Raw genomic sequence first — 23,674 nt, 5'->3', positions numbered from 1 at the left:
GCGCTCCTTCACCTGCCCAGCCTGGTGCCCGATCCACCAGGGACGGCCGGGCCACGCCGGGCGGACACGAGCACTGCCGGGCCGTTACGCGTCCCGGTGACGCAGGAGCAGCCCGCCGCCGAGGAGCGCGGCGGACGACCAGGCGGCGAGCACGCCGAGTCCCGCCCAGGGGCTGAGGGGCAGGGTGCTGAGGTGGGTGGTGGCCTGGATGTTCAACCCGGCGCTCATCGGGGAGAGTTGCTGGAAGTGGCGGCGCCAGTGCGGGTCGGACACCACCTGGGTGAGGATCGGCAGGACGTAGAGCAGGCCCAGGACGGTGCCGATGGCGGTGGCCGAGTCACGTACCGCCATGGCGGTGCCGAGGGCGAGCAGGGCTATGAGCACCAGGTAGAGGACCGAGCCGACCGCGGCCCGGATGACGGAGCCGTCGGCCGGTGACAGCGGGCCGTGCCCAGAGGTCGTGGTGAAGCCGTCGCCGGGCAGGATGAGCCCCCCGGCCAGCAGCGACACGAGTACGGCGAGCAGGGCGGCGGCCGCCACCACAGCGGACACGACGGCCGACTTGGCGGTGAGCACGGCCCACCGGCGCGGCATGGCGGCCAGGGTCGAACGGATCATTCCCGTGCTGTACTCGTTGCCGACCGCCAGCACGGCGAGCACCGCCACGACCGCCTGCCCGAGCGTGACGCCGGTCAGGCTGATCCGGACGGGGTCGGTGGAGCAACCGGCAGCCGGGCAGCGCACGGTGGCCGCGGCGGCGGCACCGACTCCCGCCGTCAACACGACAGCGGCAAGCAGCAGCCAGGTCAGGCCGGGGTCGGTGCGCAGCTTGGTCCACTCCGCGCGCAGGGCGTCACGCATGCTCACACGTCCCTTCGGCGGAAGGCGCGGAAGGCCACGGACAGCACGAGAGCCGCCCACGCGCAGAGCACGGCGAAGCCTGCCCAGGGCGACAGCGGGAAGTAGCCCTCCGCCGCCGTGTACACGCTGCTGACCTGGCCGTAGCGCACAGCGCTCTGCTGTATGGCGAAGCCGGCGGCGGGCGTGAGCCGCAGCAGCCACTGCCCGGCCCCGGCCGGCAGGACGCTCACGGCCAGCAGATACGGCAGGACGATCACCACGGTGACCGCCGCGACCGCGGTGGCGCTGCGCCGCAGCAGCGTTCCGATGCCCAGGGCGAGGACAGCGGCGACGGCCAGCAGCCCCGCGGTCCCCACGATGAGACGCACCTCGGTGAGTGGCGAAGCGGGGGCGACGTAGACGCCGTTGCCGCGCAGCACGCGCTGGCCGAGCGGGACCACCAGCGCGGCGGAGACCAGACCTGTGGCGAAGGCGGCGGCGGCGAGCACGACGGCTTTCGCGGCCAGCACCCGCCCGCGGCGCGGGCTCGCGGCCACGGTGGTACGGATGAGGCCGCGTCGGTACTCGGCCGTGATGAACGTCGCCCCGAGCACGACCACTGCCAACAGCCCGGCGAACGTGCCGATGAGGGTCTGCGTGACGGTGGTCCCCAGGCCCCCGGACCCGGACACCGCGGGGGCGATGTCGCCGGAGCCGGTCAGTGTGAACCGGCCGCCCGCCTGCCGGAACTCGCCGTGCTGCTGCGGGCTCCCGCCGATGGTCTGTCCCGTCCACGCCCCACCGGACCAGCCGCCCGTCCGCCCGAGGCGGTCGAAGGTGCCCGTCGCCTTGGTGGGGCCACCGGCGGCGCCGACCCCGCCGAAGCCCTCCTTCGTCAGCTCGGTGTACTGCGGGGAGGTGGTGAACAGCCCCGCCCGCACGGTCGACGGCAGACCCGGCAGCCGGGCGCTGCCGACGCGGGTCCAGTGGGCTCCGTCGGCGGACTCGTACCCGGTGAGGGTGTCTGCGGCGCGGGAGAGCCGCAGCCAGTGCGGCGACCCGGCAGAGGCCGGGCGGCCGGCGATGTCGTGGGTGTAGTCGTACTGCATCCGTATGCCGTGGCCGCCGGTGAGCATGACCGCCGCGTACGAAGAGCCCGGTGTGGTGCCGTCCTTGATGATCAGCCCGGCCTTCGCCCAGGGCGCCAGGCCGGGGCGGCCGCCCTCGCCCGCGGCGTCGCCCGCGGCCTGGTGACCTGGGGCATGGCCGCCGTCGCCCGGCTCGGGCGGGAGCACTCCGGTCAGCGAAGCCAGCCGCACGGTGACGCTGCCGTCACCGGTCATGGACTGGCCGACGAAGGTGAAACTGTCGGTGACCTGCTCGCCGCCGGGCCCGACCGGCAACTCGCACTCCGAGCCGGGTCCGTTCTTCCCGCACGAACCCTGCATGCCGGGCAGCACACCGAAACCGACGATGAGCAGCGCCGCGGCCAGCAGGGCGGTGACCCAGCCACGTACCGTCCGCAGCTTCGTCCACTCCGCGCGCAGCAGTCCTGTGAACTGGTCACGCTCGGGAGCCCGCTCCGGAGCGAGGATTCTGGTGCTCATCGGCCCGCCTCCTGCGTCCCGGCGCGGAACTCCGCGGCGTCCCGGGTCAGTTCCAGGTAGGCGTCCTCGAGGGTCGCCCGGTGCGAGGACACTTCCGAGAACGGCACACCGCGCGCGCCCAGCAAGCCCACGACCGCCTCGGCCGCCAGCCCGGAGACCCGAAGAGTGCCCGGTGCGCCGGGGGTCACCACCGCGCCCGCCTCCGTCAGCACCGCCGTCGCGGAAGGCGCCGTCGTACGCAGCGTCACGTGCCCGCCGGATGCCGCGGCCAGCAGCTCCGCCACCGCCGCGTCGGCGATGATCCGGCCGCGGCCGGCCACCACCACGTGGCCTGCGGTGTCCTGCAACTCGCTCATCAGATGGCTGGACACCAGCACCGCCCGGCCCTCGGCGGCCAACGACCGCAGAAACGCGCGCATCCACACGATGCCCTCCGGATCCATGCCGTTGAACGGCTCGTCCAGCATCAGCGCGGGCGGATCGCCGAGCAGCGCCGCGGCGATGCCCAACCGCTGCCGCATACCCAGCGAGAAGCCGCCGGCCGCTCGCCGCCCCGCCCCGCGCAGGCCCGTCAACTCGATGACCTCGTCGACCCGACCGGCGTCCAGCCCCTGCGAACGGGCCAGCCACAGCAGGTGGTTGCGGGCGGTCCGGCTCGGCTGCAGCGCCGCCGCGTCCAGCAACGAGCCCAGGTGCCGCACCGGCCGCCGCAGACTCGCGTACGGCCGGCCTCCGATCAGGGCGGTGCCGGCGTCGGCCGCGTCCAGGCCGAGGATCACCCGCATCGTGGTGGACTTCCCCGCCCCGTTGGGCCCGACGAAGCCGGTGACCTGCCCCGGACGGACGGTGAACGACATTCCGTCCAGGGCCGTCGTCCCCCCGAATCTCTTGCGCAGCCCGCTGACGACGATGGTCGCCTCGTTCATCTCCGGTCCTTCCCACTCGCTGACGATGCGTCAACAGCGGTTCTACGCGGCAGCCGGTGTCAGCACGGTGCCGCCGACTGACACCTCGCTGACACCGCTGACCTGGCATCGTGGGACGCCAGGCCGTCGGGAAGAGCAGAGGCAAGGTCATGAAAGTGCTGGTTGTCGAGGACTTCGAAGTGCTGGCGCGGGCGATCGGCACCGGGTTGCGCCGCGAGGGCATGGCGGTCGACGTGGTCCTCGACGGCGCCGCCGCGCTCGACCACCTCGCCCTCACCCACTACGACGTCGTGGTGCTGGACCGGGACCTGCCCGGAGTGCACGGCGACGAGGTGTGCCGGCGGATAGTGGCCGGAGGCGGGAAGAGCCGGGTGCTGATGCTCACGGCGGCGAGCACCGTACGGGAGCGCGTCGACGGCCTCGGCCTCGGCGCCGACGACTACCTGCCCAAACCCTTCGACTTCACCGAACTCGTCGCCCGGCTCCGCGCGCTGGGGCGCCGCACCGCCGCCGCGCTGCCGCCCGTGCTGGAGAGCGGCGACCTCACCGTGGACCCCGGCCGCCGCACCGCGACCCGCGGTGGACTGCCGCTCGACCTCAGCCCGAAGGAGTTCGCCGTCCTGGAGTACCTCCTCGGCGCCCTCGGCAGGGCGGTGTCCGCGGAGGAGCTGTTGGAGCGGGTCTGGGACGAGGCGGCCGACCCGTTCACCACCGCGGTGAAGACCACCATCCGCCGGTTGCGGGTCAAGCTCGGCGACCCACCCGTCATCCACACCGTCCGCGAGGGCGGCTACCGGCTGGGGGACGCATGAGACGTCCCCGGTTCACCCTGCGCGCCCAGCTCACCCTGCTCTACGCCGTACCGTTCCTCGTGACCGGTGCGGCACTGGTCAGTGTCCAGGTCCTGCAGACCAGCAGCACCTCCCCCGCGTACCCCCAGCAGGGCGGCGGCGGTCCGTCCGGTCATCCGGAACGCGACGTGCAAGGGTTGCTCACCGTCTCCGCCGCCGGCCTCGCGGTGATGGCACTGATCTCCCTCGTCCTCGGCTGGGTGATCGCCGGGCATTTCCTGCGACCGCTGCGGACCATCACGGCCACCGCCCGTGACATCTCCGCGAGCAATCTGGACCGGCGGCTGGACCTCCGCCGCCGGGACGACGAGTTCACGGAACTGGCGCAGACACTCGACGACCTCTTCGCACGCCTGCAGGCGTCCTTCGACTCCCAACGCCACTTCGTGGCCAACGCCTCCCACGAACTGCGCACCCCCCTCACCGCGGAACGGACCCTGCTCCAGGTGGCGCTCGCCGAGCCGGACGCCTCGGCAGCCGCGTTGCGCGCCACATGCGAGGAGGTGCTGGCGCTCGGCGAACAGCAGGAGCGGCTCATCGACGCGCTGCTCACCTTGGCCAGCAGCGAGCGCGGCATCGAGCGACGCGAGACGTTCGACCTGGCGGAGATCACCGCCAAGGTCCTCACCGACCGCGAGGGCGAGGCCCGTCGGCGGGACATCCGCGTCAAGTCCGCGCTCGGTCCGGCCGCGGCGGCGGGAGACCCCAGCCTGGTGGAGAGCATGGTGGCGAACCTGATCGACAACGCGCTGCGTCATAACCTGTCCGGCGGCCACATCGACATCACGACAGCGACCGTCGATGGCACCTCGTACCTCACCATGACCAACACCGGCGAGCGGATTCCCCCCACCGAACTCGACCGCCTCTTCCAACCGTTCCAGCAATTCGGCCGCGAGCGCATACGCCACCGCGAAGGGCACGGCCTCGGCCTGGCCATCGTCCGCGCCATCGCGGACGCCCACAGCGCCACCCTCACCCCCCACGCACCCCCGGAAGGCGGCCTCCGCATCACCGTCGGCTTCCCCCACGCCTGACCGCACGGTGTCCGACGTCGCGTGCGGGCGCACCGGACGGCGTCAGGGCGCGGTCTTGAACTGGACGCGCAGGTAGGCGTCGAAGAAGCGGCCGCCGAGGAGGCGGCGGGTGTGGACGAGGACTTTGGCGGCAGGGGTGACCACGTAGCGGGAGCGCGGCCTGGCGGCGGTGATGGCGCGTTCGATCGCGGTGGCGACGACCTCGGGGGGAGCGGCCAGGAGCTTGGAGCGGAAGGACTCCGATATCTGGTGGTCGACAGCTGAGTTGAGAGCGGCGTAGGGGCCGGACGGCACGGCCGAGTCGGCGAGGTTCTGGGCGGCGTCGCCGGAGAACCGCGTGCGGATGAGCCCGGGCTCGACCAGGCTGACCTTGATGCCGAAGGGAGCCGTTTCGAAGCGGAGCGCGTCGGTGAGAGCTTCGACGGCGTACTTGCTGGCGTGGTAGTAGCCGCCGGCCGGGAAGACGAGACGGCCGCCCATCGAGCCGATGTTCACGATCCGTCCGCGACCGGCTTCCCGCATGCCGGGCAGGACCAGCTGGGTCATCCGGGACAGGCCGAAGACGTTGGTCTCGAACTGGCGCCGCACACCGTCGAGTCGGGTCTCCTCGATGGTTCCGTATTCGCCGAAGCCCGCGTTGTTGACCAGGACACCGACCGCACCGTGTTCGGCTTCGACCGCTTCCACGGCGGCGCGCATCGACTCCTCGTCGGTGACGTCCAGGGGGAGGACGCGGGCGCCGCTCTCGGCGAGTTCGGTGATGGTCTCCGTCTTGCGGGCGGTGGCGTAGACGGTGAGGTCCGGGCGGCGGACCAGTCGCTGGGCCGCGGCGCGGCCGATGCCCGAGGAGGTTCCGGTGATCAGTACGGCGGTCATGGTGTCTCCGGGGTGTGTGGGTGGTGTCCGGTCCCGCGACGAGGAGCGCCGCGCGGTGGCGCGGCTGCCGTCAGCGCCGTTTGCCGAGGAAGTCGAGGATGTGCCCGAACACGTCCAGGGCGGCGCCCCGGCCCAGGAAGGGGTCCAGATGGCCGTAGCCGGGGATCTCGGTGTACGACACGTCCAGCTGGGGCTGCCGGCGGGCGAGGATCTCGTGGCAGAGCTTCTGGGAGTCCAGCCACAGCGCGTTGTCGCTGCCCGCGAGCAGCAGGACAGGGGTGTCGATGCGCGCGGCCGCGTCGAGGGCGTTGGGCGGCAGGGCCCGGTAGCGGTCGTCGCTGTCGTGCCAGCGGACCACGCTACGGGCCAGCTCGATGCGGCGCAGGTGGGGCAGGATCCACAGCGGTGCGGGGCCCAGGAGTTCGGCCAGCCGGTCATGGGTGGCCTCGGACAGGTTCTCGTGCACGAAGAGCGAAGCACCCGAATCCCAGGCGGAGTTGTGCAGGATCTGGCAGGTCGGGTCCGGGCAGGTCGCCTTCCGGGAGGCCAGTGCGAACAGCGGGGTGTACTTCGACCGCAGGCCCACCTTGCGGAAGTCGACCGGGATGTGGTCGATCCTGTTCTTCAGCAACTCCCGGGCCACCGACATCCGCAGCGAGGTCCGCCCGGCGAGCTTCGGTGTCAGGAACACACCCTGGGACACCACACCGGCCAGGCCGGGCACCAGTCCGGCCGCCATGCTCATGGAAAGGGTCAGGGAGCCGATGCAGTGGGCGACCACGAACAGCGGGCGATCGCCGATCCGGCCGCGGATATGGGCCACGGCGTCGGGGATGTCGTACAGAGCGACGTCGTCGTAGGTGTACCGCTGGCCGGTCTCGTTGTACGGCAGCCGGCAACTGCCCCGCCAGTCCAGCAGCCAGGGCTCGTAGCCGTCGTCGAGGAGGACGTCGACCAGATTGCGCGTCTCGGGCAGCAGGAACATGTCGGCGGACGCGGTGTGCCCGTGCAGTACGAGCACGGCGGGCCGGTCCGGCCGGCCGGCGTCGACGCGCGTCAGGCCCAGCCGGACGCCGTCGCTCGCCCGGAAGGGGATCTCCTCGACGGCCGCCGGATCGAGGCGGTGGTGGAGGGGGCGCGGGGCCGCGGTGGTCCTGACCCTGCGGAGCGCCGGCCGGCCGGGGCGGGGGTTCGCCGTCCTGAAGATCATCGGTGGTCCTCCGTGAGGGTCGGGTTGCGGCGCACGTCGAACACGTCGAGGAGGTCCGCCGCGGCGCGGGCGAAGGGGCCGAGCAGACCGCGGCCCATCTCCAGGCCGAACCACACGAGCCAGGCCAGCTTGGCGGCCCGCCGCTCCTGGCTGGACAGGCGCGGGTCGACCTGGATGCCGTCGATCTGGTCGCGCACGTAAGAGTCGGCGGGCACGATGACCTGGCCCGCGAGACTCGCCGGTTCGCCCTCCCGGCCGATCTCCACGGTCAGCGCGCGGGTCTGCCGCCACAGGTCGCGACGGGCGCGGGCGTACTTGCGGCCCTCCAGCCACCAGTGGCCGCCGTCGGCGTCGCGCAACCGCATCCGGTAGGACAGGAGCGGGTGCGTGGTTGAGTGGCTGTGCGGGACGCCCTCCTCGGGGCGGATCCAGATGTCAGCGCGCTCGACGGTGAGTGGCTCCGGGTGCGCCGCCGCGCACATCACCTGGCCGGTCACGTCCACCCGGCGTTCCTTCACCAACTGGTACATGCTCGCGATGGAGAGGGTGAGCGCCATCGAGCACGGAGTGTCGGCGGTGGCGCCCACCGGGCCCACGCGGCCTTCGGTCGTCTCGGCGAACCACAGATAGGGCTGGTCGTCGCGGTGCGGCAACCGGGCGAGCCCGTCCTGGGCGAGCCGCTCGAACGTCTTCAGCTGGGCCTTCGCGTCGTAGCGGACCGCGACCGGCACCCCGGCCGCCTCGGCCAGTGCGGCGGTGCGTGTGCCGCCGGCCGCCGGTCCCTTCAGGGTCGCCTCGCACAGCTTCAGCGCGGTGGGGCTGCGCAACATCCGGGTCAGGTAGGCAAGTTCGGGAACCGGCTCCGCCTCCAGGCGGGCCAGGGCGTCGGTACGCCACTCGTCCCAGTCCTGGACGCGGGCGTGCATGCCGCCGAGCGCCATGTCACGTACGACGTCGTCGAGGGTGCTGGGCACGCCCGTGAGGTGGTAGTCGAAGCCCCAGGCGTCGGGTTCGCACACCGCCGCGACCGCGACACGGCTGACCCAGTCGACCGGAGCCGTGTTCAGGTACCGGAAGGCGGGAACGGTGCGGAAGCGCCCGAAGGCCGAGATCAGGCCGACGCTGAGATCCTGCGGGTTGTAGGCGCCCGTCCTGGTGTGACCGCCGATGCCGCCGGGGCGCAGGGCCGTCACCACCAGGCCGTGGTCGCGGGCCCGGCGCAGCGCGACCTCGGCGGCCCACTTGGACTGGTCGTAGCCGGAGATGAGGCGGTCGACGTGGGCGAGCGGGTCGTCCTCACCCGCGGAGGTGATCCCGACCTCGTTGAAGACCGCCATCGAGGAGATGTGGTGGAGCGGCTTGGGCCGGCCGGTGGCCGCGAGCTCGGCCAGGGTCAGCGGCCCCAGTACGTTGCTGGTGCGCAGGCTCTGGTAGCCGCGCAGGAAGTCCACGGCCGCCGCCACGCCGACGATGCTGTCCAGTTCGTGGGACAGGGTGTGCCACCACTCCTCGGACAGGCCGAGGTGGGGCTGCCGGATGTCGCCGGGCAGCACGGTCACCCTGCGGCGCACCTCCGAGGACCAGGGCAGCTGGTAGCTCGTCAGCGCCGCGCCGAGCCGGGCGAGCGCCACTTCCTCGTCGGCCGCTCGGACCAGGCAGTAGACGTGGGCGTCGCTGTGCCGCAGCAGGTCGAGCAGCATGTGGCTGCCGAGGAAGCCGGTAGCGCCGGTCAGCAGGACGCGGCGCGGGGGCACCGGCTCGGGTACGTCGGTGAACGGCAGGCGGTCGGCGAGCGCGAGATCGGCCAGGATCTGGTCGAGCTCTTCGCCCCTGGCCCGGGAGTACCGGTCGACGCCGGTGCCGGCACCGTACCCGGCGATGGGCGGGGTACGCGGGGCGAGGCGGGGAAGGCCGCGCGGGGCGGGGACGGGGAGCGTGCCGATAGGGGCGGGCGGCAGCGTGCTGATCGGGGTGGGCGGCAGTGTGCCGGTGGTTTCCAGCCAGCGCCGGGCCAGGCTGATCGGCCGGGCGTCGGCGAACACCTCGTCCAGGTCGAACTCGATGCCCAGTTCGCCCTCCAGTTCCGCGACGAGTTCCACGACCTGCACGGAATTGCCCCCGGCGTCGAAGAAGTCGGCGTCGGCCGGGAGGTGTCCGTCGGGGAGGTAGTGGCCCGCCGCGGCCGCGATGGTGGCCGCCACCCCGTCCAGGTCCCGCGGTGGAGCCGGCGCCGCGCCTGGGCGGGTGCCCGCCGCCTCCCCCACCTTGCTCAGCAGGTCGTCCACGCTCAGCCCGCCGCCACCGCGCTCGATCGACTCGGCGGTGGATCCCAGCCCGAGGTCCTCGTTCATGTCACCCATCAGAGCCCTTCACCGTGTGCGGATTCCTTCTCCGATTCCCGCGCCCCCAGCCGGACGGGTCTTCCTCGGCCTCACGTCTCCCAGGAGCGGAAGGTCCGTAGCTGGTCCGGGGTGACCACGGCCTCCAGGCGTTCGTCCTCCTGGTCCCCGCCGCCGAGCGCGGCCAGCAGCCGCCGGGCGGGTACGTTGCGCGCGGTGCGTTCCGCCGTCAGGCGCACTTTCGCGCAGCCGAGCTCGTCGGCGCGGTCGGCCAGCCACTGCAACAGCCGTTCCTCGGCCCCTCGGCCGAGCGCCCGGCAGCTCATCAGCCAGGCGAGTACGTCGAGTTGGCCGCCGTCGGCCGCCACGGCGAGCAGTCCGATCTGGCCGTAGTCGCCGAACCGGTCCCGGGCCGCGGCCGTCCACACCTCGCCCCGCTCCCGCCACCGGGCGACGTCGCCGCCGTCGGCGGACCGGGCGCGCAAGGTGAACTGGTTGGTGCGGTGCACGAGTTGGTCCGCGCGCTGGACGTCGGCGTCGGACAGGGCCCGGATGTCGACCTTCAGCTCCAGCCCGGCGAGGAACTCCTCGAAGCCCGCGTGCTCGCGGACGGCCTCCCGCTGCTGTTCCTGTGCGTAGAACCGGGCCCGCAACGCGTCCTCCGCGGTCGCCGCCACCGGGACCAGCGGCCACAACCGGTCCAGGAACTCCTCCAGTTCGGCCGCCGGCGGGCAGGTCACCGACAGCACCTGCGGCTGCGCCGACCGCATCCTGGCGATCTCGGCAGGGTTGTCGTCCAGGAACAGGAAGCTGTCCAGGCCGAGGTTGAGTGTGCGGGCGGCCTCGGCCATTCGGCCGGGTTTCGGTCCCCAGGCGGCGGAGAGCACGCTGAAGTGCTCCGGCTTCAGCAGACTGTCGGGGCGGTCCAGGACGGCCCGTACCCCTGCCTCGTCGTTGTTGCTGACCAGGGCGAGCAGCGTGCCCGCCTCCCGCCAGCGCAGCAGCCTGCGCGCGAGCAGGGCACGCGGACCGGTCAGGTCCACCGCCTCGGGCCCGGCCTCGCCGACGACACCGCCCCACAGGGTCTCGTCGCCGTCGACGGCGATCACTTTCGGCGCCGGGCGCAGCACCGCCCGCACCACCTCGGCCAGGCGCAGGGCCACAGCCGCCTGGAAGGCCGGGGTGAAGGGCAGGTGTGCCAGCCGCTCGGTCCGCTCGTCGAGGCGTTCCGCGACGGCCCGGTGCCGCGTCCAGTCCTCGGGGCCGACCACCGCGATGCCGGGCCGGCCGGCCAGGTCCGCGGCGATCCCGCGCTCCCACCGTACGAGGCGGTCCTGCTGCTGCGCGGAGGGCAGGAAGCCGACGATCAGCGGCCTGCGGGTGCGCTCGGCCAGGGCCGTCAACGCCGCCGGGTAGGCGGTGCGCAACTCGGCGAGCAGCGTGTCGTCCACCGGGCCGAAGCGCTCCAGGTCCGCCGCCCGCAGCAGGACGACGCCCACGGCGGTCGACGGGTCGGAGAAGACGCCGGAGGGGGCCTGGAGGGCGGCGAGCACCTGGTGGTAGGGAGCCTCGGCGATCGCCCAACCCGGGTCGGCCGCACCGTTGTTGAGGGCGGTCTCGCACATCAGCGGCAGATTGCCGAGGGCGAAGGTGGCGGCCAGGGCGAGGGTCGGGCGCGGCTGGGCGCTGTCGGCGGGCGTGACCGCCTCGGCCGCCGGCTTCAGGCCCGGGACCAGCGCTCCGGGGTCTTCGGCCGTCTCCCCCAGCAAGCGCAGGAACTCCTCCCCCAGTTCCGCCGTGACCGCCGCGTCGAGGATGTCCAGGTTGTGGTCCAGCCGGATGCGACGCTCGTCGGGGGTCATCGTGATCATCAGGTCGAGGTCGGAGTAGCCGGTGCCGGCCGGCAGCACCTCCAGCCGGGTGAGGCGGCGCGAGGTGCGGTTGTAGTTGAAGTAGACCTCGACCAGCGGCGCGTTCCGCCGGTGCAGGCCCTGCCGGGCGAGTGTGGCCAGGACGTCGGAGAACATGGCGCCCTTGGCCAGGACCTGCTGCAGGCGCGCGTCCGTGCGGCGCAGCACCTCGGCGACGGGTTCGCCCGGGCCGGCCTCTGCCGGGAACGGTACCGGTACGCCGAAGAAGCCCACCGCGTCGTACGCGTCGGCGTGGACCCGGGTGTCCACGGGCACGGCGAGCACGAAGCGCTCCCGTTCCCGCTTCCTGGCGAGCAGCACCGTCAGGGTGCCGAGGCAGAAGGCGGCGGGAGTGATCGCGAGTGTGCCCGCGGCTGCCGACACCCGCTCCATCAGGCCGTCGGGAAGGGTCAGGGTCACGCTGCCGGCGCGGTAGGACCGTGCCGCCGGGCGCGGCCGGGCGAGCTCCAGGTCGAGCCGCTGGGCGCCCTGGAAGGACTCGCGCCATCCGGCGGCCGTCCCCTCACCGCCTTGCTGGGCCGCCACGAGCTGGTCGATGTCGCGGTTGGTGACGGCGGCCCCGAGTGGCGTGCCGGACAGCTCCGCGTCGATCTCCCCCGCCACCAGCAGCAGCGACTGCAGGTCGCTCACCGCGTGGTGTGCGCCGAACACGAGGATCTGGCCCGGCGCGTCACCGTCCACCAGCTCGAACCGCCACATCGTCGCGTCGGCCGGATCGAAGGCCGGCTCCAGCAGCCGGCGGAGCCGGTCGGCGGCGTCGACTTCGCCCTCGGGGGTCGTCCAGCGCAGCAGGGGCCCGGCCGGCTCGCGGACCACGCGCATCTGCCACCCGCCTTCGCCGCCGGTGACGATCACCGTGCGCAGGGCCGCGTGCCGGGCGACCAGCCGGTCGACGACGGCGGTGAGCGCCCCACGGGTCGTCGGTGTGGTGAGCCGTACCGCGAGGCCGATGCCGTGCGCCGCCTCCGGCATGCCCGGCTGGGCGCTGCGCAGCAGGCGTACGACGTCGCGGGTCGCGGGCCGCAGTTCGGTCTCCGGCACGTCCTCCCTGGCGCGCGTGGGCCGCTCCACCGCCCCGGCCTCCCGCTCCGGGAGGGCCTCGCCGAGGGTCTGCGCGAGGCCGCGGATGCCGGACGCCGCGAAGATGTCCGCGGCGGGGAGCTCGACGCCCAGGTCGCGGGCGAGGGCGTTGCGCAGCCGCACCAGCATGAGGGAGTCCAGGCCCAGTTCCTTCAGGGCCATGGTGGCGGACGCGTCCACCACTCCCCCGGAGACCTCGCCGACCCTGGCGCGTACGTACGCTTCGAGCCGGGTGGCGCGGTCCTGGTCGGTCGTCGCCGCGAACACCTTCTTCACGAGGTCGTCCGAGGCGGCCGTATCGCTCGGTGCGGCCACGAGGTCGCGAAGGATCGGCCGGGTGCGCGCCAGATCGGGAACGAGCGCCAGCGTCTCCCGGTCGAGAGCCAGGGGCGCGAGCTGGCGGCGGGAGGTGGTCAGTACCCGGTCGAACAGCTCGCCGCCCTCCTGGGGCGAGAAGGGGATCAGGCCCGACCGGCTCGTCTCGGCGGCCCGGGTGGCGGACTCGGCCACCATGCCGACACCGGCCCACGCGCCCCAGTCCAGGCTCAGCGCCCGCCGGTCGGTGCGGGAGAGGTGGTGCGCCCAGGCGTCGAGGAAGGCGTTCGCCGCCGAGTACGGGCTCTGGCCGGCCGAGCCGAGCAGTCCGGCCGCCGAGGCGAACAGCACCAATGTGCGTGCTTCCGGGACCAGTTCGGTCAGCAGGGCGGTGCCCAGGACCTTGGGGGCGAGCACGCGCAGGACGCGTTCGTCGGTCAGGTTCGCCATGGTGGCGTCATCGAGTACACCGGCCGCGTGCACGACCGCGGACAGCGGGCCGGCATCGCGTCGTACGGCGTCCAGGGCCGCCGCGAGACCGGCCCGTTCCGCGACGTCGGCGCGCGCCAGGTGTACGGTGACGCCGCGCTCTTCGAGACCCGCGATCCACCTGCCGGTCTCCGCGTCCGGCGTGCCCCGGCTCATCAGGGCCAGGCTGCGGGCCCCCCGGCGGACCAGGCGTTCCGCCACGACCCGGCCGAGGCCGCCGAGGCCGCCGGTGATCAGGATCGCGCCGTCCGCGCCGGCGTCGCCGTGGCCGTCGTCCGGGCGGGTGCGGGCCAGACGCGGCACCAGGCGGCCGCCCGTGCGCAGGGCGACGAGCCGTTCGTCGTCGGCGTGCCTCAGCTGTGTCCACAGGTCGTCGGCGCCGCCCGTGGGCGGCAGGTCGATGAGTGTGGTGGACAGCTCCGGGTACTCCTGCGCCACCGTGAGTCCGAAGCCCCAGGCGAGCGCCTGCTGGGGGTGGGTGACGCGGGTGCTGTCACCGGCGGCCTGGGTGCCGCGTACGACGACGAACAGGCGGGGAGCGCGGCCCCGCGGACGGTCGGCGAGCGCGCGCACCAGGTGCAGGGTGCTCAGGCAGCACAGCCGGGCGGCCTCCTCGGCCGACGCGGCGTCCTCGATCGCCGGGGCGTCGAGTGCCGACAGCTGGACCACCCGTTCGGGCGGCCCGTCCGGGAACGCCTCCTCCAGCAGCCGGGCCAGGTGCCGCGGATCGGCCGGATCGAGGACGTACCGCTCGGGTCCCTCGATGGCGAACTCGGTGCCCGGGCGGACGACGACATGCGGGACCGAGGAGTCGAGCCGCTCCCCCAGTTCGGCGGCCACTCCACTGCCGTCGCCCAGGATCAGCCAGCGGCCCGGGGCAGGCGGTTCCTGCGCCACGGGAAGCGGCTGCCAGCGGGTCTCGAAGAGCGCGCTGTCCAGCGGTGAGAGCGCCGCCAGCCGGAACTCCCCGATGTGCAGGAGGAGTTGCTCGTCGTCGCCCCAGACGGCGAGGTCCAGGACCGCCTCGTCGGCGGACACCGACCGCAGACGGCAACTGGCCCAGGCGGGCGTCGCGTGCACGCCGGTGAACCGCAGCGATCCCACTTCGGCGGGCACGAACGCCCGGCCCCGCGGCGCGTCAGCGGGCAGGGTGGCGGTGTGGAAGGCGGCGTCGAGGACCGCGGGGTGCAGGAGGTGGCCGGCCGCGGGGGTGGCGGCCAGCCGGCCCAGGGCCGTGGAGTGCCCTCGGCGGCCCTGCACGAGACCCCGGAAGGCGGGTCCGTAGTCGATGCCGAGAGCGGCCAGCCCGGCGTAGACCTCCGACAGGTCCACCTCCTGAGTGCACTGCTCACGCACCGCGGCGAAGTCATCTTCCGCCGGGGACGCGTCGTCCGTCACCACGACCCGTCCGCTGACGTGCGGCACCCACCGCGCGGGCCGGTCGTCGGCGCCCGCGGAGGCGACGGTGAAGAGGCAGGAGCCGTCCACGGGCGCCCGCAGGACCAGTTGAAGCCGCGTGGGCCGCTCGCGGTCCAGCCGCAGTGGCTCGGTGAACCGCACATCGGCCAGGCGTACGTCACCGCCCCCGTGCACCAGGGACGCCGCTTCCACGGCCATGTCCAGGAAGGCCGCGCCCGGCAGCCAGACCGCTCCGTTGACGCGGTGGTCGGACAGATAGGAGAAGCGGCTGTCCCTCAGGTCGATGTCGCTCTGGAAGAGGTGCCGACCGGGCTCGTCGCTGGACTCCACATGCGTGCCCAGGAGCGCGGAACCGGCGTCGGTGCGCGTGGCGGGAGCCGGGGTGAGCCAGTGGCGTACGCGGGCGAAGGGGTACGTCGGCAGGTCGGCCCGTCGGCCTTCGGGGAACAGCGCCGTCCAGTCGTGCGTGTGCCCGGCGGTGTACAACTCGCCCACCCCGCGCAGGAGGACGCCCTGTCCGTCCTGCCGGCGGCGCAGCGAGCCGACGCCGACCGCGTCGATCCCCGCCTCGGCGGCCACCGCCTCGATGAAGGACAGCAGCGAGGGGTGGGGGCTGAGTTCGACGAAGTAGCGGTAGCCGTCGTCCAGCATCCGCCGGATGGTGTCCGCGAAGCGGACCGGCTGCCGGAGGTTGGCGAACCAGTAGTCGGCGTTGAGCTGGTCGCCCGGCACGGGCTGGGCCGACACCGTCGAGTACATCGGCGTCGATGTCCCGGTGGCCCGCACGCCGGAGAGCCGGTCGAGCAGTTCCGCGCGCACCGGCTCCATCAGCGCGGTGTGTGACGCGAACGGCGTCGAGAGCCGCCGTACCGTGACACCTTCCTCGTCGAGGTGGCCGAGGAGCTCGGTCAGCGCGGCCGCTTCCCCGGCGACGGCCGTGGACGTGGTGCTGTTCTCGGCGGCGACGAACAGCCGGTCCGCGTACGGTACGAGCAGTTCCTCGACCCGCGCGCGCGGCAGTTCCACCGCCAGCATGCCGCCGTGGCCGACCAGGGGTGCGACGGCCTGCGCCCGTGCGGTCACCACGGCCACGGCGTCGTCGAGGGTGAGGGCGCCCGCGCTGTACGCGGCGGCGATCTCGCCCAGGCTGTGGCCGACCACCGCGTCGGGAGCGACCCCGAGCGACCGCCAGGCGGCGGCCAGCGCCGCGTTGACGGCGAACAGCAGCGGTTGCAGGCGCTCGGTGCCGTCGAGGGCGGCGAGCGCCTCCGGCTCCCGCAGCACGTCGAGTACCGACCAACCGGCGTGCCGCCGCACCGCCTCGTCGACGCGGGTGAGCTCCGCACGGAAGGCGTCCGACTCGGCGGCCAACTCCGCTGCCATGCCGGGCCATTGGCCACCGTGCCCGGGGACGACGAAGGCCACCTTTCCCGGCTGGCCGTCGCGGGGCGGGACGGGCGCGGTGCGTCCGGCGGCCAGTTCGGTCAGGGCCGCCACCAGTTCGTCCCGGTCGTCGGCGGTGATCGCCGCGCGCCATTCGAAGTGGCTACGGTGCCGGGCCAGGGTGTGGGCGACGGATGGCAGCGCGACGTCCTGCGACGCCAGGTGTCCGGCCAACCGGGACGCCTGCCCGCGCAGCGCTGTCTCGCTCCGCCCGGACAGCACGAACAGTGAGGCGGTGGGCGGGAGTTCGCCGTCCCGTTCCGCCGGGGCGGGCGGCGCCTCCTCGACGATCACATGGGCGTTGGTGCCGCTGATGCCGAAGGCGCTGACCCCGGCGCGCCGTATGCGCTCCGCCGTCGACGGCCAGGGAACGGCCTGCTGCAGCAGACGCAGCCCGCTGTCGTCCCAGTCGATGTGGCGGCTGGGCGCGCCCGCGTGGAGGGTGGCCGGCAGGCTGTGGTGGCGAAGCGATTGGACGGTCTTGATCAGTCCGGCGACGCCCGAAGCGGCCTGTGCGTGGCCGAGGTTGGACTTCAGCGAGCCCAGGAACAGCGGGCGGCCAGGGGGACGCGAGTCACCGAACACCCGGGACAGGGCGTTGGCCTCGATCGGGTCGCCCAGTGTCGTACCGGTGCCGTGTGCCTCCACGTAGTCGATGTCGGCGGGTTCCAGGCCCGACAGGTCCAGGGCCCGCCGGATCACCTGCTCCTGGGCGGGACCGTTCGGCGCGGACAGGCCCTGGCTGCGGCCGTCCTGGTTGACGGCCGTGCCGCGCAGCACCGCCAGCACCTGGTCGCCGTCACGGCGCGCGTCGCTGAGCCGTTTGAGTACGACCACGCCGGCGCCCTCGGCCCAGATGGCGCCGTCGGCGTCGTCGGAGAACGACCGGCAGCGGCCGGTGGCGGACAGACCGCGCAGCCGGCTGAACTCCACGAAGGTCTGCGGTGTGACCATCAGGGTCACGCCTCCGGCGAGTGCCAGGTCGCAGTCGCCCGACCGCAGCGCCTGAGCCGCCAGGTGGACGGCGACCAGCGACGATGAGCACGCCGTGTCCACCGTCAGCGCCGGGCCGTGCAGTCCGAGCAGGTAGGCGAGCCGGCCGGAGGCCACGCTGAGCGCCCCGCCGGTGCCGACGTATCCGTCCAGCTGGTCGAGCCGGGAGCCCGCCAGGTAGTCGCTGCCGAACATGCCGACGTACACGCCGGTGGTGCTGCCCGCCAGGTGGGCGGGGACGATCCCGGCACGCTCCAGCGCCTCCCACGCGGTCTCGAGCAGCAGCCGCTGCTGCGGGTCCATGGCCGCGGCCTCTTTCGGGGTGATGTCGAAGAAGCCCGCGTCGAACGACCCGATGTCGTCCAGGAATCCGCCTTCCCTGGCGTACGACTTGCCCGGGGCCTCGGGGTCCGCGTCGTAGAGCGACTCCACGTCCCAGCGTCCTGCCGGGAAGGGGCCCACCGCGTCACGGCCCTCGGCGACCAGGTTCCACAGCTCCTCGGGGTCGCCCACGCCGCCGGGCAGCCGGCAGGCCATGGACACCAGGGCCACCGGCTCGTCGGTGGTCCCGGCGCGGGTCCGCCGCGCGACGGGTGCGGGGCGGCGGCTCGTCCGGGTGCTCGCCGCGAGTGCCGTGGTCAGCAGGTACTCGGCGAGGCGGGCGGGGGTGGGGTGGTCGAACAGCAGCGTGGCGGGGAGCCGGACGCCGAGGCGCGCACCGAGGCGATTGCGCAGCTCTACGGCCGTCACGGAGTCCATGCCCAGCTCGCGCAGCGGCTGGTCGGGGCGGAGGGACCGCGCCGAGCGCAGACCGAGGGCGCGGGTCGCCTCCTCGCCGACCAGGGCCAGGACACGTTCGGCGCGCTCCGGCTCCGGAAGGCCGGCCAGGCGCTCCGCCAGGCCGTCGGCGCTGTCGGGCCCGGTCCGGGGAGCGGGCAGCAGCGAACGCCACAGGGCGGCGCCGGCGCCACTCGCGGCGGCTGTGGTGTCGCGCAGACGGGCCAGGTCGAGGGCCCAGGCGACCAGGTGCGGGGTGTTCCGCCGCAGGGAGAGTTCGACGAGGTCGCGGCCCTGCTCGGGGGTGAGGGCGCGGTGGCCGAGGCGGGCCATCGCCGCCAGGTCGGCGTGTTCCGCGGCCAGCCCCTCGCCCGCCCAGGCGCCGAAGGACACCGAGACACCAGGCAGGCCCGACGCCCGTCGCTGGTGGGCGAGTTGGTCGAGGAAGACGTTGGCCGCCGCGTAGTTGGCCTGGCCGGCGTTGCCGAGGACACCCGCGGCCGAGGAGACCAGCAGGAACAGGTCGAGCGGCACGCCGGCGGTGAGCCGGTGCAGATGGGCCGCGCCCTCGACCTTGGGGCGCAGCACCCGGGCCAGCCGTTCGGGCGTCAGCTCGGTGACCACCCCGTCGTCCAGGACGCCCGCGCAGTGCACGACGCCGCGCAGCGGAAGCCGGTCGTCGATCCGGCCGAGCAGGGCGGCCAGGGCGGCGCCGTCGGCGACGTCGCACGCCGCCACCTCGACCTCGGCGCCCCACGCGGTGAGTTCCGCGGTGACGTCCGCCGTGCGGGGGTCGTCGGCTCCCTGACGGGAGGTCAGCAGCAGGCGTCCCACGCCACGTTCGGCGAGGAGCCGCCCGATGTGGCGGCCGACCGCGCCGAGGCCCCCGGTGATCAGTACCGTGCCGTCGGTGAGGTCCGGCGCGTGGCGGGCCTCGACGGCACGGGCGCGCACCAGCCGGGGGACGAGCAGCGCGCCCGCGCGCAGGGCGAGTTCGGGTTCTTCCGCGTGGGTGACGGCGGCTGCCAGGGCCTCGGCGGGATCGGTGCCGTCCAGGTCGAGGAGGGTCAGCCCGAGTTCCGGGTGTTCCGCGCGGGCACTGCGGGCCAAGCCCCACAGCACCGACTGGGCCAGGCCCGGCACCGCGTCCCCCTCGCCGGCGGCCACCGCGCCGCGGGTCACCCAGACCGTCCGGGCGGGTGCGTCGTCCGCGGTGACGAGCGCCCGCAGTTCCGCCAGCGCCGTCCTGGCCAACTCCTGTGCGGCGGAGCCGACTTCGTCGGTGTCGGCCGGGCGGGGCCAGAACCGCACGAGAACGTCGCCGCCCGTCTCACGCAGTCTGGTCCCGGCCGTCTCGACGCCGCTGAGTGCCGCGGCCACCTCCGGGTCGGACCGGTCCCCGACAACGGTCCAGTCCCCGGGCGGGTTCTCAGCGGGCGGTTCGGGCGCGGCCGTCCACGCCACCTCGTACAGGTGCCGTCCGTTGCCCGCGTGGGCGGTGAGGTCCGCGGGTGCGACCGCCCGCAGCCGTACGCCTTCCAGCCGTCCCGCGGGGAGGCCGTCGGCGTCCCACAGCGTCACGTCCAGCGTGAGGTCGTCTCCGCTCCCGCCGGTCCGCCGCACCGACGCGTTGATGTCGTCGCCGCCCCGGTGGGGCAGGGTGACGCGGTCCACCGCGGCCGGCAGGAACGCGCGGCCCTCGGAGGAGATGTCTTCCCCGAAGGCGGCGGCCACGTGCAACGCGGCGTCCAGCAGTGCCGGGTGCACCGGGTACGGGTCGGCCGGGTCGCGGGTCGCGGGCGGCAGCGACAGCCTGGCCAGGAGTTCGCCGCCGCCGGTGGCCGCCGCCTCGCGGACGCCCTGGAACGCCGGCCCGTAGCCGAGACCGAACGCGGCCATCCGCTCGTAGACTTGCGGGGACCACGCCGGTTCCGGGTCCTCCGGCCACACGGGCGGCTGTCCGGTGACCGGGGTGGACTCGGCCGCCGAGGCGGTGGCGTGCAGGGTCCAGGCCGCGGGCCCCTGGCCGCGCGGGCGGCTGTGCAGGGTGATCTCCGGTACGGGACCGGCGGTGGCCAGCTCGACCGACACCTCGACCGTCCCGGACGGCGGCAGTACGAGAGGCGCGACCAGCAGCAGGTCGGTCACGTCGCCCGGGGCGTCCGGGCGGGCCACGGCGAGGGCGGCACGGCACAGCTCCATCAGGGTCGTGCCCGACACCACGGTCCGGCCGAACACGGTGTGGTCGGGCAGCCAGTCGGCGGTGTCCGCGGACCATTCGTTGCGGAAGGTCCAGCGGGTCTCGTCCGCCGACCGCAGCTGGATGCCGAGCAGAGGATGCGCGGCGCGGTCGAGAAGGCCGGGGGCCCCGGCGGCGGTCCCGGGGTCGGTCCAGTGGCGCGGGGTGTCCCAGGCGTACGTCGGCAGGTCCTCCGGCGCGGTGTCGGCGACCAGGCGCCGCCAGTCCACCGCCCGTCCGTGCACGTGCAGTTGGGCGGTCATGCCGTCCAGGCAGGCGGCTCCGTCCTCGTCACGGCGCAGCGAGCCGACGGCGACCACCTCGTGGCCGCGGTCCTCACCGATGGTGTGCAGGGCGGTGACCAGGGAGGGGTGCGGGCTGAGCTCGACGAAGTGGCGGTACCCGTCGTCCGTCATACGTTCCACCGTGGGCGCGAAGCGGACGGGGGCGCGCAGGTTGCGGTACCAGTAGTCGGCCGCGAGCTCCTCGGTGACGGGCTCGCCGGTGACCGTCGAGTACCAGGCGACCGTCGACGGCGGACCGGCGGTGACGCCGTCGAGTTCGTCGAGGATCGTGTCACGCACCGGTTCGACCTGGGCGCTGTGGGACGCGTAGTCGACGTCGAGGCGGCGGACGAAGACCTGCTCGCGTTCGAGGTCGTCGAGCAGCGCCCGCAACGGCTCCACCTCGCCGGAGATCACGGTCGCCCGGCCGCTGTTCATGGCGGCGACCGACACCCGGCCGCCCAGAGTGTCGAGGCGGGCCTGGACCTCGGTGTGCGGCAGGGCGACGACGGCCATGGCACCGGTGCCGGACAGCGCGGTCAGCGCCCGGCTGCGCAGGGCGACCACCGCGGCCGCGTCGTTAAGGCTGAGGGCTCCGGCGACGCAGGCGGCGGCCACCTCGCCCTGGCTGTGTCCGACCACGGCGTCCGGCCGGACGCCCCGGGCCCGCCATACGGCGGCCAGGGACACCATCACCGCGAAGAGCAGCGGCTGGACGACATCCACCCGGTCCGGGGACGGTGCGTCCGCGTCGCCGCGCAGCACGGCCGCCACCGACCACTCGGTGAACGGTCGCAGAGCGGCGTCGCAGCGGTCGAGTTCCTCCGCGAACACCGGGTCGGTCTCCAGCAGGTCGCGCGCCATGCCGGCCCACTGCGCTCCCTGGCCGGGAAAGACGAAGGCGACCTTGCCCGCGGGCGGCGTCTGCGAGGGGCCGACGGTCAGGGCGGTGTCGTCGGCGTCCTGTCGGCCGTCGGCGAGAGCGCGCAGCGCGGTGAGCAACTCGTCCTGGTGGCCCGCCTGGACGACCGCGCGGTGGGTGAAGTGCGTGCGGTGACGGGCCAGGGCGGCGGCGACCCCGGGCAGCGGCGCCTGCGGTCGCGCGGCGAGGTGTGCGTACAGGCGCTCCGCCTGTCCCTGGAGTGCCGGGAGGCTGCGGGCGGACAGCGGGAAGAGGGCCGGGCCCGTCAGCCCCGCTTCCGCGTCGGCCTCGAGGACGTCGTCCGGCGCCTCCTCCAGCACCACGTGCGCGTTGGTGCCGCTGATGCCGAACGCGCTGACCCCGGCCCGCCTCGCGCGGTCACCGCCGCGCGGCCATGGCCTCGCGGTGCCGGCCACTTGCAGGCCGCCGCGCGCCCAGTCGATGTGCTCCGTCGGCGTCTCGGCGTGCAGGGAGGCCGGTATCAGTTCGTTGCGCAGGGCCAGCACCGTCTTGATGACACCGCCGATGCCGGCCGCGGCCTGGGTGTGACCGATGTTCGACTTCAGGGAGCCGACGCCGAGGGGCCGCCCGGCCGGGCGGCCCGGTCCGAAGACCGCGGAGAGCGCCCCGCCCTCGATGGGGTCGCCGACCCGGGTGCCGGTGCCGTGGGCCTCGACGTAGTCCAGGTCGTCCGGCTCCAGTCCGGCCGCGTCCAGCGCGGCGCGCAGCACCCGTTCCTGCGCCGGGCCGTTGGGAGCGCTCAGGCCCTGGCTGCGCCCGTCCTGGTTGACGGCCGAGCCCTTGATCACGGCGAGGACCCGGTCGCCGTCGCGCCGGGCGTCCGCGAGCCGCTTCAGCAGCACCACACCGCAGCCCTCGGCCCACACCACGCCGTCCGCGTCGGCGGAGAACGGGCTGCACTGCCCCGACGGCGACAGGCCGCGCAGCCTGCTGAACTCGACGTGCCCGCGCGGAGTCACCAGGAGCGTCGCACCGCCCGCCAGCGCGAGGTCGCACTCTCCGCCCGCCAGCCCGCGGGCCGCCAGGTGGAGGGCGACCAGGGACGAGGAGCAGGCGGTGTCGACGGTGACCGCCGGGCCCTGCAGCCCGAGGGTGTAGGCGATGCGCCCGGACGCCACGCTGGGCGCGTTGCCGGTGCCGACGTGGCCGTCGAGCCGGTCCAGCGGGGCGGAGGCGAGGTAGCCGCTGTCGTAGAGCCCGATGTAGACGCCGGTGGAGGTGCCGTGCAGCGTGTCGGGGACGATGCCTGCCCGCTCGATCGCCTCCCAGCCGGTCTGCAGCAGCAGTCGTTGCTGCGGGTCCATGGCGTCGGCCTCGCGCGGGGAGATCCCGAAGAAGGCGGCGTCGAAGCGGTCGATGCCGTCGAGGTAGCCGCCGCGCAGGGTGTACGCCTTCCCCAGCGCCTCGGGGTCCGGGTCGTACAGCCCTCGGGTGTCCCAACGACCCGCGGGAACCTCGGAGATCGCGTCCCGGCCCTCGGCGAGCAGCCGCCACAGCGCGTCGGGGTTGTCGGCGCCGCCGGGGAAGCGGCAGGCCATCGAGATGATCGCGATGTCGTCGTCCGCGCGTGCGCGCGTGCCGGCGGGCGGGCGGCCGGTGCTCGGCGTGGCGGGGCGGTCGTCGAGGATCGCGCGGGCGAGTTCGGTGATCGTGGGGTGGTTGAAGACGAAGGACGGCTCCACCGTACGGCCGGTCCGCGCGGCGAGTTCCGCAGCCATGGTCACCAGTTGGCGTGATCCCAGGCCGAGTTCGGCGATCGGCCGGTCGGGGTCGACGGCCAGCGGGTCGACCCCGGTGGCCTCGGCGACGGCCGACGCCAGCCACGCGCGCAGGCTCTCGGGGGTGGCGGGCGTGTCGGTGTTCCGCTGCGAGAACTCGTTCGCAGGCATGAGCCAGGTGTCCTCTCGGGCAGAGGTTCGGGTCGTTTCCGTGACATGGGTACGGGTACGGGTGCGGGCTGCGGACGACGGTGTCCGGTGGCGTACGGGCGGTGATGTACGGCCGGTGGCGCACGGCCGGTGGTGTACGGCGGATCCGCGCCGGTGGGCCTGTCACCGGCGCGGACGCCCGCACCG

At 73.9% G+C, this 23,674-nt stretch carries 9 protein-coding genes; 2 read left to right on the top strand and 7 right to left on the bottom strand.

Translation table 11 applies throughout. The annotated features are described in order from the left end of the window. Nucleotides 1–84 precede the first annotated feature (84 nt). The 3 genes from AB0M29_RS18610 to AB0M29_RS18600 are packed head-to-tail and all read right to left on the bottom strand — an operon-like array spanning nt 85 to nt 3,373. Nucleotides 85–861 (bottom strand): ABC transporter permease, encoded by a 777-nt coding sequence (locus AB0M29_RS18610; RefSeq protein ID WP_365383780.1) that lies wholly within the window; start codon nt 859–861, stop codon nt 85–87. Nucleotides 862–863: 2 nt separating this feature from the next. Further along, complete coding sequence (locus tag AB0M29_RS18605) at nt 864–2,447, bottom strand: ABC transporter permease subunit (protein ID WP_365383778.1); 1,584 nt, start codon at nt 2,445–2,447, stop codon at nt 864–866. Further along, a complete protein-coding gene (locus tag AB0M29_RS18600; protein ID WP_365383777.1) occupies nt 2,444–3,373 on the bottom strand; it encodes an ATP-binding cassette domain-containing protein in 930 nt (309 codons plus the stop codon). Before AB0M29_RS18600 ends, AB0M29_RS18605 begins: the two co-directional genes overlap by 4 nt. Nucleotides 3,374–3,522: 149 nt before the next feature. Here AB0M29_RS18600 and AB0M29_RS18595 point away from each other — a divergent pair, with 149 nt between their 5' ends. Then, nucleotides 3,523–4,185, top strand: a complete 663-nt coding sequence (locus AB0M29_RS18595; protein WP_365383775.1) for a response regulator transcription factor — start codon at nt 3,523–3,525, stop codon at nt 4,183–4,185. Beyond that, nucleotides 4,182–5,261, top strand: a complete 1,080-nt coding sequence (locus AB0M29_RS18590) for an ATP-binding protein (RefSeq protein WP_365383773.1) — start codon at nt 4,182–4,184, stop codon at nt 5,259–5,261. The genes AB0M29_RS18595 and AB0M29_RS18590 overlap by 4 nt, the downstream gene beginning before the upstream one ends. A gap of 42 nt (nt 5,262–5,303) precedes the next feature. On the opposite strand, the gene AB0M29_RS18585 is transcribed toward AB0M29_RS18590, so the two are convergent. From AB0M29_RS18585 to AB0M29_RS18570, 4 genes are all read right to left on the bottom strand, one after another. Continuing rightward, nucleotides 5,304–6,137: an oxidoreductase gene (locus tag AB0M29_RS18585; RefSeq protein WP_365383771.1), complete on the bottom strand. Its 834-nt coding sequence runs from the start codon at nt 6,135–6,137 to the stop codon at nt 5,304–5,306. Nucleotides 6,138–6,207: 70 nt separating this feature from the next. Next, a complete protein-coding gene (locus AB0M29_RS18580) occupies nt 6,208–7,347 on the bottom strand; it encodes an alpha/beta fold hydrolase (RefSeq protein ID WP_365383770.1) in 1,140 nt (379 codons plus the stop codon). Beyond that, complete coding sequence (locus AB0M29_RS18575; protein WP_365383769.1) at nt 7,344–9,698, bottom strand: thioester reductase domain-containing protein; 2,355 nt, start codon at nt 9,696–9,698, stop codon at nt 7,344–7,346. The genes AB0M29_RS18580 and AB0M29_RS18575 overlap by 4 nt, the downstream gene beginning before the upstream one ends. An 80-nt stretch (nt 9,699–9,778) precedes the next feature. After that, nucleotides 9,779–23,488, bottom strand: coding sequence for an SDR family NAD(P)-dependent oxidoreductase (locus AB0M29_RS18570; protein ID WP_365383767.1), 13,710 nt, complete (start codon nt 23,486–23,488; stop codon nt 9,779–9,781). Nucleotides 23,489–23,674 lie beyond the last annotated feature (186 nt).

Source organism: Streptomyces sp. NPDC051976 (assembly GCF_040680795.1).
Lineage (GTDB): Bacteria > Actinomycetota > Actinomycetes > Streptomycetales > Streptomycetaceae > Actinacidiphila.
This window is presented reverse-complemented; position numbering and strand designations above follow the sequence as displayed.